10 protein-coding genes are annotated in these 14,343 nt (G+C 66.1%); 5 read left to right on the plus strand and 5 right to left on the minus strand.

Features of this window, described 5'->3' with window-relative positions; genetic code table 11:
* The first annotated feature begins 3 nt into the window (after positions 1–3).
* The 5 genes from AC5QAH_RS02005 to AC5QAH_RS02025 all read left to right on the plus strand — a co-directional run bounded on the left by AC5QAH_RS02005 (position 4) and on the right by AC5QAH_RS02025 (position 6,084).
* Positions 4–1,434: a replicative DNA helicase gene (locus tag AC5QAH_RS02005; protein WP_010486827.1), complete on the plus strand. Its 1,431-nt coding sequence runs from the start codon at positions 4–6 to the stop codon at positions 1,432–1,434.
* 173 nt (positions 1,435–1,607) lie between these two features.
* Positions 1,608–3,851, plus strand: coding sequence for a TonB-dependent receptor (locus AC5QAH_RS02010; RefSeq protein ID WP_414610090.1), 2,244 nt, complete (start codon positions 1,608–1,610; stop codon positions 3,849–3,851).
* The gene (locus tag AC5QAH_RS02015; protein WP_495232046.1) at positions 3,851–5,443 is read left to right on the plus strand and encodes an alkaline phosphatase D family protein; all 1,593 of its coding nucleotides are present in this window, start codon (positions 3,851–3,853) and stop codon (positions 5,441–5,443) included. Before AC5QAH_RS02010 ends, AC5QAH_RS02015 begins: the two co-directional genes overlap by 1 nt.
* 174 nt (positions 5,444–5,617) lie before the next feature.
* Positions 5,618–5,830 carry a hypothetical protein gene (locus AC5QAH_RS02020; protein ID WP_010486834.1) on the plus strand — a complete coding sequence of 71 codons (213 nt, stop codon included), beginning with the start codon at positions 5,618–5,620 and terminating at the stop codon, positions 5,828–5,830.
* Positions 5,827–6,084 carry a hypothetical protein gene (locus tag AC5QAH_RS02025; RefSeq protein ID WP_032952780.1) on the plus strand — a complete coding sequence of 86 codons (258 nt, stop codon included), beginning with the start codon at positions 5,827–5,829 and terminating at the stop codon, positions 6,082–6,084. The genes AC5QAH_RS02020 and AC5QAH_RS02025 overlap by 4 nt, the downstream gene beginning before the upstream one ends.
* 161 nt (positions 6,085–6,245) lie before the next feature.
* On the opposite strand, the gene lpdA is transcribed toward AC5QAH_RS02025, so the two are convergent.
* From lpdA to AC5QAH_RS02050, 5 genes are all read right to left on the minus strand, one after another.
* On the minus strand, positions 6,246–7,682 hold the full coding sequence (lpdA, locus tag AC5QAH_RS02030) for a dihydrolipoyl dehydrogenase (protein ID WP_010486837.1): 1,437 nt from the start codon (positions 7,680–7,682) through the stop codon (positions 6,246–6,248).
* A 63-nt stretch (positions 7,683–7,745) separates the two neighbouring features.
* Complete coding sequence (gene sucB / locus AC5QAH_RS02035; RefSeq protein WP_049409293.1) at positions 7,746–8,948, minus strand: dihydrolipoyllysine-residue succinyltransferase; 1,203 nt, start codon at positions 8,946–8,948, stop codon at positions 7,746–7,748.
* A 40-nt stretch (positions 8,949–8,988) separates the two neighbouring features.
* Entirely contained in the window at positions 8,989–11,820 is a 2,832-nt protein-coding gene (locus AC5QAH_RS02040; protein WP_312386700.1) for a 2-oxoglutarate dehydrogenase E1 component, read from the minus strand.
* Positions 11,821–12,006: 186 nt separating this feature from the next.
* Positions 12,007–12,903 (minus strand): GNAT family N-acetyltransferase, encoded by an 897-nt coding sequence (locus tag AC5QAH_RS02045; protein ID WP_010486844.1) that lies wholly within the window; start codon positions 12,901–12,903, stop codon positions 12,007–12,009.
* A gap of 9 nt (positions 12,904–12,912) precedes the next feature.
* Entirely contained in the window at positions 12,913–14,328 is a 1,416-nt protein-coding gene (locus tag AC5QAH_RS02050) for a JmjC domain-containing protein (RefSeq protein WP_049453123.1), read from the minus strand.
* Between the last annotated feature and the right edge of the window lie 15 nt (positions 14,329–14,343).

Consider the following 14,343-nt stretch of genomic DNA (forward strand, 5'->3'; position numbering starts at 1 on the left):
AGCATGTCCGCTCGCCCCGGCTTCCGTTCCAACCGCAGAGAGCGCGGTGATGGCTTCGATCGCGATCGCGACGAATCGCGCATCGACCAGTTGCGGGTACCGCCCCATTCGGTGGAAGCCGAGCAGGCGGTGCTGGGTGGCCTGATGCTGGCCCCGGAGGCCTATGACCGGGTCAATGACCAGCTGACCGAAGGCGATTTCTACCGCCGCGACCACCAGATGATCTACCGCGCGATCCGTGAGCTGTCCGAGCGCGAGCGGCCGTTCGATGCGGTGACCCTGGGCGAGTGGTTCGAATCACAGGGCAAGATGGAACTGGTGGGCGATGGTGCCTATCTGATCGAGCTGGCCAGTACCACGCCGTCGGCGGCCAACATCGTGGCCTACGCCGAGATCGTGCGTGACAAGGCGGTGCTGCGGCAGCTGATCCAGGTGGGCACCGACATCGTCAACGATGGTTTCCAGCCTGAGGGCCGTGAGAGCAGCGAGCTGCTGGCATCGGCGGAAAAGAGCGTGTTCGCCATCGCCGAACAGGGCGCACGCGGCCGTACCGATTTCGTGGCGATGCCCGGTGCACTGAAGGATGCCTTCGAAGAGCTGCGCAGCCGCTTCGAGAACGGCGGCAACATCACCGGCCTGCCGACCGGCTACAACGACTTCGATGCAATGACCTCCGGTCTGCAGCCGACCGACCTGATCATCCTGGCTGCGCGCCCGGCCATGGGCAAGACCACCTTTGCGCTGAACATCGCCGAGTACGCGGCGATCAAATCGAAGAAGGGCGTGGCGGTGTTCTCGATGGAAATGTCGGCATCGCAGCTGGCGATGCGCCTGATTTCCTCCAACGGCCGCATCAACGCGCAGCGCCTGCGTACCGGCCAGCTGGAAGACGAGGACTGGAGCCGCGTCACCAGTGCGATCAAGATGCTGAAGGAAACCAAGATCTTCATCGACGATACGCCGGGCGTGTCGCCGGAAGTGCTGCGTTCCAAGTGCCGCCGCCTCAAGCGCGAGCACGACCTGGGCCTGGTGGTGATCGACTACCTGCAGCTGATGAGCGTGCCGGGCAACAGCGAAAACCGCGCGACCGAAATCTCGGAGATCTCGCGTTCGCTGAAGGGCCTGGCCAAGGAACTGCACGTGCCGGTGATCGCGCTGTCGCAGCTCAACCGCTCGCTGGAAACACGTACCGACAAGCGCCCGGTGATGGCCGACCTTCGCGAATCGGGCGCAATCGAGCAGGACGCGGACATGATCGTCTTCATCTACCGCGACGATTACTACAACAAGGAAAATTCGCCGGACAAGGGCCTGGCCGAGATCATCATCGGCAAGCACCGTGGTGGCCCGACCGGTTCGTGCAAGCTGAAGTTCTTCGGCGAATACACCCGCTTCGACAACCTGGCCCACGATTCGGTCGGCTCGTTCGAGTAACAGGCGTGCCGGCCGCTGGCCGGCAATCTCCTCCTGGCCGGCAAACCATTCCAAACACCAAACGTCCGTATGTGGCGTGTAAATGACATGTAACGCGACGCTTCTACGATTCCGCCGCTGCTGCCCTTCGACGCCGCCCTTCGGCGTCCAGCGTGCCCAAGGAATCCGCCCCCATGCCGTCCCACGCTCCGCTCCGCCGCAATCTGCTGGCCCTGCTGGTCTGTGCTTCGCTGCCGTCGCTGGCTGTCGCTGAAACCGCTCCCACGACCGACGCGCCGTCGGCCACCACCCTCGATTCGATCTCGGTGATCGGCCGCGGCGAAGCCCGCCAGGTGCAGCGTGTGACCGCCGAGGACATGAAGATCCTGCCGCCGGGTGCCAACCCGCTGAAGCTGCTGGCCAGCAAGCCGGGCGTGCACTTCGAATCGGCCGATGCCACCGGCGCCTACGAATGGTCCACCAGCATCAGCCTGCGTGGTTTCAACCAGAACCGCCTGGGCTACACCCTTGATGGCATCCCGCTGGGCAACATGGCCTACGGCAACAGCAACGGCCTGCACATCAGCCGCGCGGTGATCAGCGAGAACCTGGGCGGCGCGGAGGTTTCCACCGGCATTGGCGCGCTGGGTACGCCGTCCACCAGCAACCTTGGCGGCGTGTTCCAGTTCTACTCGATCGATCCATCCACCGAATATGGCGTGGTTCTGGCACAGGGCTTCGGCAGCGACAACGCGCGCCGCAGCTATGCGCGCCTGGAGACTGGTGAACATCAGGGCTTCGCGGCCTACCTGTCCGGCGCATACTCGGAAGGCGACAAGTGGAAGGGCAAGGGCTCGCAGGAGCTGAAGCAGTTCAACGGCAAGGCCACCTACAACTTCGGAACGGACAGCAGGATTACCGCGCTGTTCAACGCCTCGCGCCGCGTCGAGGCCGATTACCAGGACCTGTCGCTGGAGATGATCGATCGTCTCGGCTGGGACTGGGACAACTACGCGCCGGACTGGAACCGTGCCGTGGCCGCTGCACGCGGCACGTTCAGCGGCGGCGTCAACAGCCCGTGGGATGCGTACTACTCCGGCCACGGCCTGCGCAATGACGACCTGTCCAGCATCGCCGGCGATTTCGGCCTGAACGAGTCGATGCGCCTGAAGGTCAACGTCTACAACCACAGCAACCGTGGCCAGGGCCACTGGTTCAGCCCGTCCAATCCGTCCAACCCGGGTACCAGCCGAGAGATCCCGATCTCGATCCGCACTACCGAGTATGCGATCGACCGCACCGGTGTGACCTCTGCGTTCACCTGGAACGTGGCGGGCCACGAGCTGGAAGCGGGCCTGTGGTACGAGGACAACGGCCACAGCGTGCAGCGCAACTTCTATTACATCGACGGCCCGATCACCGACGATTTCTTCCTGCGCAATCCGGACCAGCGCGTGTGGCACCAGCGCTACACCACCATCACCCGCCAGTTCTACGTGCAGGACCGTTTCCGCCTGTTCGATGACCGCCTGACCATCGACATCGGTGCGAAGTCGCCGCACACCCGCACCCGCGTGCGCACACCGCTGGGCAGCTATGCCAACAACAGCAGCCTGACCTCGAAGAAGGGCTTCCTGCCGCAGGCCGGCTTCAACTTCAAGCTCAACGAAGGCAACGAGATCTTTGGTTCGTTCGCCAAGAACATCGCGGCCTATGCACTGGGCGTGGGCAGTCCGTTCAACGTGCCGCAGGCCGCGTTCGATGCCAGCGCGAAGAGCCTGAAGCCGGAACAGTCGCGCACCCTCGAACTGGGCTGGCGCGGCTACGGCCAGGGCTATGAAGCCTCGGTTGCGGTGTATGACGTGAAGTTCGACAACCGCCTGCTGGCCATCGCGCAGTGCGTGGGCATCCTCGGTTGCCCGGCGCTGTTCTCCAACGTTGGTTCGGTGACCAGCCGCGGTGCCGAGGCGACCCTGCAGTTGAAGCCGATGCAGGACCTGACCTGGTCCAATGCGCTGTCGTGGAATGACAGTACCTACGACAACGACTACGTGAACAACGGCGTGGTGCCGACCCGCGGCAAGACGACCGTCGACACACCGGAGTGGATGTTCGCCAGCACCCTGGCCTGGACCCCGGGCCCGTGGGACCTGCGACTGGCCGCCAACCATGTCGGCAAGCGTTACGTGACCTATACCAACGATGTGTCGGTGCCGAGCTACTGGCTGGTCAATGCGTCGGTGGCCTATGACTTCGGCACGCTCGGCCCGGCACAGAACCTGACCGTGGCGCTTAACCTGACCAACCTGACCGACAAGCGTTACCTGTCTTCGATCAACACCAACGGCACCTACGCCGCCGACCCGACCCGCAGCCTGGCGACCATGCAGGTCGGCGCGCCGCGGCAGGTGATGGCCACTGCCACCGTGCACTTCTGATGCGCGGGCCTGTCGATCCGGAAAGCCGTCGTCGCCTGCTGCGCATGGCGTGGCAGGGCGCGGGGGCGGCGATCGCACTGGCGGCGATGCCGGGGCTGGCCACGGCCGGCCCACGGCCGCGGCTGGGGCGTGATCCGTTCACCCTCGGTGTCGCCGCCGGTGATCCGGATCCGCAGGGTGCAGTGCTGTGGACGCGGCTCGCGCCGGACCCACTCAACGGCGGCGGCATGCCGTCGCGGGCGGTGCCCGTGCGCTGGTTCGTGGCCGAAGACCCCGGCATGCGCCGGCTGGTGCAGCGCGGCGTTGCTGCGGCTGTGCCGGAGCTGGCCCATTCGGTACATGTGGAGGTCAACGGCCTGCGTCCCGGCCGCGATTATTACTATCGTTTCGCCTGCGACGGCGATGAGGAAAGCGTGGTCGGCCACTTCCGCACCGCGCCGCTGCTGGACACGCAGTTGCAGCAGTTGCGGTTGGCGCTGTGTACCTGCCAGGCGTGGAACAGCGGCTACTACCCGGTGCTGCGTGACATCGCGCAGAGTGATGTCGACCTGGTGCTGCATGCCGGCGACTACCTGTATGAATACAGCCCGCTGCAGAACGCGCGTGGCAGCACGCTGGATGCGGCGCGGTTCAGTGGCGAGACGGTGAGCCTGGAACGTTACCGTGACCAGTACGCGCTGTACAAACTCGATCCCGACCTGCAGGCCGCGCACGCCGCACACGCGTTCGCGGTGATCTGGGATGACCACGAAGTGCAGAACGATTACTCCGGCATCCACCCGGAGAAGCCCGGCGTCTCAATGGAGGATTTCATCATCCGCCGCGCGGCCGCGTATCGTGCGTTCTACGAGCACCTGCCGATGCGCAGCACGCCTGCGGGCAACGGTGGCCTGCGCGTGCATCGGCGCCTGCGTTACGGCGATCTTGCACAGCTGACGCTGCTCGACTGCCGCCAGTTCCGCCCGGCCAATCCCTGCGGTGTGGGCGAGTCACCGCGCTGCGAGGCGGCGCTGGATCCACGCATGAGCATGCTCGGCACGGGCCAGGAGGCGTGGTTCGCGCAGTCGATGGCCGTCGCGCGGGGCACGCGCTGGAACGTGGTGGTACAGCAGCTGCTGATGGCGCAGCTGCGGCTGGACGGTGGCACACCGCGCGAGCGCTTCTGGAACGACGCCTGGGATGGCTATCCCACCGCACGCAACCGCCTGCTGCAGGCCTTGCAGGCGGGCGGGCAGGGCAATGCCATCGTGCTGGGCGGTGACTGGCATTCCACCTTCGTCAACGACCTGAAACTGGATTTCGACGCGGCCAGTGCGCCGGTCGTGGCGACCGAATTCATCGCCCCGGCGATCAGCAGCGGCGGCGACGATACGCCGTATGGTCCGTATTACGGGCCATCGATACCGCAGAACCCGCACATCCGCTATTTCGATGGCGACCGCCGTGGCTGGTGGAAGCTGCAGCTGAACCGGCAGACCGTGGACGCCGAGCTGCGCTTCGCCGACAGCGTGCTGCGTGCGGATGCCGCAGTGCGCACTGCGGCGCGCTTCCAGGTGACCCACGGCCGCCCGGGCGCATCGCAGCTCCTGTAGAGCCGAGCCCACGCTCGGCTGCTTCTGGAAAGCCGAACGCAGGCTCGGCTCTACAACGGCGGTGGACCGGTTTCATCGCCCCCAGCCCGGTTTCGTCGCAAACCGTTTGTGCGTGGCAAGGGCAGGGCGCCAAGGTGTCCGCAGGCGGCAAGGTGCCGCCACAAGGAGACCGTGATGAAGACCCTGTTCGCGCTCGGTGTGTGGTGCCTGCTGTTCGTGCTGTGCTGGCCGCTGGCGATCCTCGCCCTGATCGCCTGGCCGTTCGTCTGGCTGCTGAGCCTGCCGTTCCGACTGGTCGGCATCACCTTCTCGGCGCTGTTTGCGTTCCTGCGTGCGCTGTTCATGTTGCCGGCACGGTTGCTCGGCGGCCGGGCGGTGGCGGCATGAGGGCCGTGTTGCTGATGGGCCTGGTCCTGTTGTCAGGCCCGGTGCTGGCCACACCGCCCGCGCCGCCATCGGCGTGGCTGGAGCGCCAGCAGGCAGCCGGTGCCGACGAGGCGAATGCTGCGGGGGCGACGGCTTCGAAGGTGCCGGAGGCCAAGGCGCACTGCCGGGTCACGAAGGAATGGAAGGTTGGCGAGACGGTGGTGCAGCACAGGGTCTGTGACGATCCGCCGAAGAAGCCAGCTGAAAAGGTGTAGCGCCGAGCCCATGCTCGGCTGGGCCTTCACGGACCGCCAAGTGCGCAGCCGAGCGTGGGCTCGGCTCTACACCAGGGCAGCCAACAAAAAACCCCGCCGAAGCGGGGTTTTTCTTCTGCAGGTGAGTGCCGACCAACGGTCGGCACCTACCATGATGCAGATCAGTTCGCCTTGTGGATGGCGCGCTTGCTGACCGCCATCGCCGCGTCGTGGATCACTTCCGACAGCGACGGGTGGGCGTGGCAGATGCGGGCCAGATCATCGGCCGAGCCGCTGAACTCCATGGTCAGCACGCCTTCGTGCACCAGCTCGGAGACGTTGGCGCCGACCAGGTGCATGCCGAGGATGCGATCGGTTTCGGCATGGGCCAGGATCTTGACGAAGCCTGCCGGCTCGATCATCGCCACGGCACGGCCGTTGGCGGCGAACGGGAAGCTGCCGGCCTTGTACGGAATGCCCTCGGCCTTCAACTGGGCCTCGGTCTTGCCGACCCACGCCAGTTCCGGCTCGGTGTAGATGACCCACGGGATGGTGTCGAAGTTGACGTGGCCCGGCAGGCCGGCGATCAGCTCAGCCACCGCGATGCCTTCCTCGAAGCCCTTGTGCGCCAGCATCGGGCCGCGCACGCAGTCGCCGACCGCCCACACGCCGTTGACGCCGGTGTGGCAGTGCGCGTCGACTTCAATCTGGCCGCGCTCGTTGATCTTGACGCCGGTGCCTTCAGCCAGCAGGCCCTTGGTGGCGGCGCGACGGCCGACGGCCACCAGCAGCTTGTCCACGGTCAGGGTCTTCTCGCCTTCGCTGTCGGTGTAGGTGACAACGACTTCCTTCTTCTTGCCCTTGCCGGTGATCTCGGTCTTGGAGACCTTGGCACCGAGGCGGATGTCCAGGCCCTGCTTCTTGAATTCCTTGGCAGCGGTCTTGGCCACTTCGGCGTCGGCCACGGCCAGGAACTCCGGCAGTGCTTCCAGGATGGTGACTTCAGCGCCCAGGCGCTTCCACACGCTGCCCAGTTCCAGGCCGATCACGCCGGCGCCGATCACCGCCAGGCGGTTCGGCACTTCGGTGAAGTCCAGGCCGCCGACGTTGTCGACGATGGTCTCGCCGTCGAACTTGGCGAACGGCAGTTCGATCGAATCCGAACCGGCCGCGATGATGACGTTGGTACCCTTCAGCTCGACGATGGAACCGTCATGCTGGGTGACCTTGACCACGTTGCCCGGCTGCAGCTCGCCGAAGCCATAATAGGCGGCGACCTTGTTGGCCTTGAACAGCATGCCGATGCCGCCGGTGAACTGCTTGACGATCTTGTCCTTGCGGCCAATCATCGCCTCGACGTCGATCTTGGCATCCTTGAAGCTGATGCCGTGGTCGCCAAAGATGTGGCCCATGTTCCAGAACTGGCGCGAGGAATCCAGCAGCGCCTTGGACGGGATGCAGCCCACGCGCAGGCAGGTGCCGCCGAGGGCCGGCTTGCCGTCCTTGCCCAGCGCTGCGTCGATGCAGGCGGTCTTCAGGCCCAGCTGGGCCGCGCGGATGGCAGCGTGGTAACCGGCCGGGCCGGCACCGATGACGACGACGTCGAATTGTTCAGCCATTGAATTATTCCTTGATGCATTACCAGAACCCCTCCGCGCAGGCGCGGAGGGGCGGGAGGTGTCTTACAGGCCGAACAGCATGCGGCCCGGGTTTTCCAGCTGGTTCTTGATGTCCACCAGGAACTGCACCGAATCCTTGCCGTCGATGATGCGGTGGTCGTACGACAGCGCCAGGTACATCATCGGCGCGATCACGACCTGGCCGTTCTGGGCGATCGGACGCTCCTTGATGGCGTGCATGCCCAGGATGGCGCTCTGCGGCGGGTTGATGATCGGGGTCGACAGCAGCGAACCGAAGGTGCCGCCGTTGGTCACGGTGAAGGTGCCGCCCTGCAGTTCTTCCAGGCTCAGCTTGCCGTCACGGGCCTTCTTGGCGTAGTCGGCGATGGTCTTCTCGATGTCGGCGAACGACATGCGCTCGACGTTGCGCAGCACCGGCGTGACCAGGCCCTTCTCGGTCGACACGGCGATCGAGATGTCCGAGTAGCCGTGATAGATGATGTCGTCGCCGTCGATCGAGGCGTTGACCAGCGGGAAGCGCTGCAGGGCATTGGCCGCGGCCTTCACGAAGAAGCTCATGAAGCCCAGCTTGATGCCGTGTGCCTTGACGAACTCGTCCTGCAGTTCCTTGCGCGCCGCCGAGACCTTGGACAGGTCGACTTCGTTGAAGGTGGTCAGCATGGCGGTGGAGTTCTTCGACTCCATCAGGCGCTCGGCGATGCGCTTGCGGATGCGGGTCATCGGCACGCGTTCTTCCGGACGTGCGCCACCGGCCTTGCCGGCGCCGCCGTTGCGGGCGAAGTTGACGATGTCTTCCTTGGTCACCGCGCCGCGACGGCCGGTGCCGTCGACGTCGGCCGGGTTCACGCCTTCGGTGATGGCGGTGAAGCGGGCGCCCGGCGGCAGGGCGTCGGCGGCCGACTTGGCAGCCGGGGCCGGAGCGGCGGCTGCGGCCGGAGCAGCGGCGGCCGGGGCAGCGGCAGCCGCCGGAGCGGCTTCAGCAGCCGGAGCCGGGGCAGCAGCCACGGCGCCTTCTTCGATGATCGCCACGACCTGGCTGGAGGTCACGGTATCGCCTTCCTTGAACTTGATTTCCTTGAGCACGCCGTCGACCGGCGACGGCACTTCCAGGACGACCTTGTCGGTTTCCAGGTCAAGCAGGTTTTCGTCGCGCTTGACGGCGTCGCCCACCTTCTTGTGCCAGGTGGCGATGGTGCCGTCGGCGACGGATTCGGGCAGTACCGGGGCTTTGACTTCGGTGGCCATTGCGGGAGCTTCCTGGTTTGTCTTCTAAATAGGGGGGGGATTATTCAGCGAACGTGTCGTTGAACGGGTTGACCAGTGCGTCGGCGACCAGCTGCTGCTGTTCGCGGACGTGGTCAGCCATGTGACCGGCAGCCGGCGAAGCCGAACGTGCGCGACCGGCGTAGTGCAGGTTCTGGTCATCGGCCAGGCAGAACTGCAGGTGGTGGCGGATCTGGTACCACGCACCCTGGTTCTGCGGTTCTTCCTGCGTCCACACCACGTCGGTGGCCTTGCCGTACTTCTTCAGTTCGGCAGCCAGCAGCGCACGCGGGAACGGGTACAGCTGCTCCACGCGGATGATTGCCACGTCGTCCTGGCCACGCTTGGTCTGGTCTTCCAGCAGGTCGTAGTAGACCTTGCCCGAGCACAGCACCACGCGCTTGACCTTCTTGGCGTCCGCATTGGCGTCGCCGATCAGGTGCTGGAACTCGCCGTTGGCCAGCTCGTCCAGGGTCGACACAGCCAGCTTGTGGCGCAGCAGTGACTTCGGCGACATCACCACCAGCGGCTTGCGGGTGGTCATGTGCAGCTGGCGACGCAGCATGTGGAAGGCCTGCGCCGGGGTCGACGGCACGACAACCAGCATGTTCTCCAGCGCGCACAGCTGCAGGAAGCGCTCCAGGCGCGCCGAGCTGTGTTCCGGGCCCTGCCCTTCATAGCCATGCGGCAGCAGCAGGGTCAGGCCGGAAATACGGCCCCACTTGGCTTCACCGGCGGCGATGAACTGGTCGATCACCACCTGGGCGCCGTTGGCGAAGTCGCCGAACTGACCTTCCCAGATGCACAGCGTGTTCGGATCGGTGGTGGAGAAGCCGTACTCGTAGGCCATCACCGCTTCTTCGCTCAGCAGCGAATCGATGACGGTGGCCTTCTCCGGCGAATCCACCAGCTGCCGCAGCGGCATGTAGTAGTTGTCGGTCTTCTGGTCGTGCAGGATCGCGTGGCGGTGCGTGAACGTACCGCGGCCCACGTCCTGGCCGACCAGGCGCAGTGCATGGCCTTCATCGAGCAGGGTGGCATAGGCCAGGTTCTCGGCAAAGCCCCAGTCGCCCGGGATCTCGCCGGCGGCCATCTTGCGGCGGTCGTCGTAGACCTTGGCCACGCGCGAGTGCAGCTGCACGTCTTCGGGAATGGTGTTGATCAGCTTGGCCAGCTCGACCAGCTTGTTCTTCTCGACCTTGGTCGAGATCGGATCGGACAGCTTGCCTTCCAGCAGCTTCGGCCAATCGACGAACAGCGGGCTGGTCGGCGGGGTCTTCTCGACCTTGGCCAGCTCGGTGGTCACTTCACCGGCGTCCAGCTTCTCGCGGTAGGCATCGACCATCGCCTTGCCGGCGCCGGCGGCGATCACGCCCGCCTTTTCCAACTGCTCGGCGTACATCTCGCGGGTGGTGGCGTGCTTGCGGATCACCTGGTACATCAGCGGCTGGGTGATCGCCGGTTCGTCGGCCTCGTTGTGGCCCCAACGGCGGTAGCACATCAGGTCGATGACCACGTCCTTGGCAAACTTCTGGCGGAACTCGAAGGCCAGCTGCGCGGCGAACACCACCGCTTCCGGATCATCGCCGTTCACGTGCAGCACCGGGGCGGCGATCATCTTCGCCACGTCGGTGGCGTAGCGCGTGGAACGCGTATCCAGCGGGTTGGAGGTGGTGAAGCCGACCTGGTTGTTGACCACGATGTGCACGGTGCCGCCGACGGCGAAGCCGCGGGCCTGCGACATCTGGAACAGCTCCATGACCACGCCCTGGCCGGAGAAGGCCGCGTCGCCGTGGATCAGGATCGGCATGACCTGCTTGCGGGCGGTGTCCTTGCGGCGCTCCTGGCGCGAACGCACGGAACCGGCCACGACCGGGTCGGCGATTTCCAGGTGCGACGGGTTGAACGCCAGCGCCAGGTGCACCGGGCCGCCTTCGGTGGCGACGTCGGCCGAGAAGCCCATGTGGTACTTCACGTCACCGGCCGAGGCGTGCTCGTCGTGCTCGAACTTGCCTTCGAACTCGTCGAACAGCTTGCGCGGGTTCTTGCCCAGGGTGTTGACCAGCACGTTCAGGCGGCCGCGGTGGGCCATGCCGATCACCACGTCCTTGACGCCATCCTTGCCGGCGCTGCGGATGATGGTGTCCATCATCGGGATCAGCGAGTCGCCGCCTTCCAGCGAGAAGCGCTTCTGGCCGACGTACTTGGTGTGCAGGTAGCGCTCCAGGCCTTCAGCCGCGGTCAGGCGCTCCAGGGTGCGGCGCTGGGTGTCAGCGTCCAGCTGGTAGTTGCCACCGGCCGCTTCCAGCTTCTTGTAGATCCACTGGCGCTGCTCGACCTCGGAGATGTGCATGAACTCCGCACCGATCGAGCCGGTGTAGGTCGCCTTCAGGCGTGCAAGCAGGTCGCGCAGCTTCATGCGCGGCTGGCCGCCGACGCCGCCGGTGCTGAACTCGCTGTTGAGGTCGGCATCGGACAGGCTGTGGAACGGCAGGCCCAGGTCCGGGGTGTTGACCGGTGCGGCCAGCCCCAGCGGATCAAGGCGCGCGTCCAGGTGACCACGCGAGCGGTAGGCGGTGATCAGGCGACCGACATTGCGCTCACGCTCGTCGCCCGCACCGCTGCCGGTGCCGGCTTTCAGCGCATCCTTGGCCGCGTCCGCGATGTGGGAGATGACAGCCGAGTGCGGGATGTCACCTGCTTCGCGGCCCTTGAAGCCGTCGAAGTAGGTTTTCCATTTGGGATCGACACTATCCGGGGAGACCAGGTACTGCTCGTACAGGTCCTCGACATAGGAGGCGTTGCCGCCGGCGAGTTGCGAAGATTGCGCAAACTGCTTCAGTTGATTGTCCACGATGGAGGGTGCTGATTCGCTTTGTGGGGTATGGCTTCAGAAGGACCCGGCACGAAGATGAATAGCCATGCACGGGCGCGTTCAAACAGCCAAATTGTACCCCCAACCGGACACGAAGGGGCACCACCAGAGGCATCGCGCGTCCCCCGGTGCCGCTTCCAGACAGGTTGGCGCGATGGCCCGCGCTCAGATGCCGAGCGCGCGCAGTTCGCTGCAATCGCGCGAACGGTCCCAGACACGCTGCAATTGCTGCTCGAACGGCTGCGAACGTGCCGGCAGCGCGATGCCGGCCTCGCCGTCGAGGCGATGCCCGATCAGACGAAAGTAGAAGTCGCCCGCATCGTTGAGCAGGCAGGCCGAGGCCAACGCACGGTCGACCGGGTCGGTGACCTCGCGGAACTGGATCACGCTTGGCAGGCGCTGGGCCAACGCCAGCAGCGGTGCCCCGGCAGAGGCAACGGCAGCCGCATCGTGCACGATCACCCGCAGGTGCTTGTCGTGGCGGGCGGTGACGAAGCGGCGCAGGGCGGCCTGCACCGGCGGTGTGTCAAGCAGGCCGGGGTCCAGCTGACGGCTGTGCAGCCACAGCTGGCGGCGGGCGCGGTGGATGATGGCGGTGGTGATCGCCACCGCCTCGGCGCGGCCGTCGATGGCGCCGGCCGCGCCCAGCCGGCGACGCATCTGCTGGTGGCCGATGCCGGCCTCCTCGAACACTTCGCCCTCGGGCAGGAAGCCCTGGCGGGCATAGAAGTCACGGGCGGGCAGCTGGGCGTGCAGGTGCAGTTCGGCCAGGCCGAGGCGGCGCCCGGCCTCGACCAGTGCCTCCAGCAGGGCCTCGCCGACCCCCTGGCTGCGATGGCTGGCCAGCACCGCCATGCGGCCGATGCGGCCGTCCGGCGCCAGTCGGCCGGTGCCGACCGGCTGGTTGTCACTGTCCAGCGCCAGCACATGGGCACTGACCGGGTCCAGCGCATCGCGTTCCAGTTCGGCGGCGATGCCCTGTTCCTGCACGAACACGCGTTGGCGCACGTCGTGGATGGCAACGTGGGCGTCGGCGTGGCTGACCTGCTGGACCCGGACCATGGCGGCGGCTCAGACGCGGCCGGCGTCGCTGTCGTCTTCCTCGTCGTCCTCGAAGTTGACGATGACCTCGATGCCGTCGTCGTGCACGGTCACGGAGTGGACATCGTCGGACACCGCATCGGCATCTATCGCATCCACGCGGTCACGGCCTTCGACCACTTCGCCGAGCACCACGGCGTCTTCGCCGTCGTCCTCGTCTTCAGCGTCATACACCTCGTTCGGATCGATCAACTGGAACACGCCACCAACCAGCAGCTGCTGGACCACCGCGCGGCCTTTGTCGGACAGGCCGCGATAGGCGGTGGCGTCGAGCTGCTCGGCACCGGCCAGGCGCTGTGCGTCCTTCACCGGCAACGCGAAGTCCTGGCCGCTGACATACAGGCTGGCGCCACGCTTGGCCCGGCGCCAGGCCAGTCGCGCCCACGGGTGGCGCTGCAGCAGCAGGCCCGAGGCCAGCGCCTGGGCCACTTCCTCCGGTGCCGGTGCGGCCTGGTGGGCCATCACTTCGCCCGCTGCACGGTAGGTGGTGATGAAGCGGCCGAACCAGTCGCCCAGCTTGTCCGGGTCGTTCATGCGGATGGCATTGAGCGCGGTGATCACCCGCGCCATCGCCACTGTGTCGATTTCGTTCGGGTCGGCCGGCACCTTCAGGTCGGCATCCTGGTAGCGGATGTTCTCGTCGGCATCGGCGATCAGGGTGTCCAGATAGTCGCTGATCAGCTCGGCAGAAGACGGCGCACGCATGCCGAACGAGAAGGTCAGGCAGGGGTCTTCGGCCACGCCGTGGTGCGGCACGTTCGGTGGCAGATACAGCATGTCGCCTGGTGCCAGCACCCAGTCGTGGGTCGGCTTGAACACCTTCAGCAGCTTCAGCTCCACGTCCGGGCGGAAGCCCAGCGGCGGCTGCTTGCCCTTGATCGATTCGCTGGCATCGATCTGCCAGCGGCGGTGGCCGTGGGCCTGCAGCAGGAATACGTCGTACTGGTCGACGTGGGCGCCGACCGAGCCACCGGTAGCGGCGAAGCTGATCATCACGTCATCCATGCGCCAGCGCGGCAGGAAGCTGAAGTGCTCGATCAGGGCGCGCACGTCCGGGTCCCACTTGTCCACGTCCTGCACCAGCAGGGTCCAGTCGTGGTCGGGCAGGGCGGGGAACACGTCTTCCTGGAATGGGCCAGTGCGCACGCGCCAGCCGTCCTGGGTCTTGTCGTGCTCGATCAGGCGCGCCAGTACACCTTCCTCGCAGGCCAGCCCGGCCAGGTCTTCCGGCTGCACCGGGGTCTGGAAGTCCGGGAAGGCGTTACGGATCAGCAGCGGGCGCTTCTGCCAGAAATCGCGCAGGAAGGTGGCCGGCGCCATGCCCAGCGGCTGGCCGGGACGGGCGGTGACTTCGATGAGGGGGGCGGAGGACTTGCGGGCGGCCATGGGGGAATCCTTGCA

It is taken from the genome of Stenotrophomonas sp. YJH_SMC_43, from assembly GCF_059372535.1.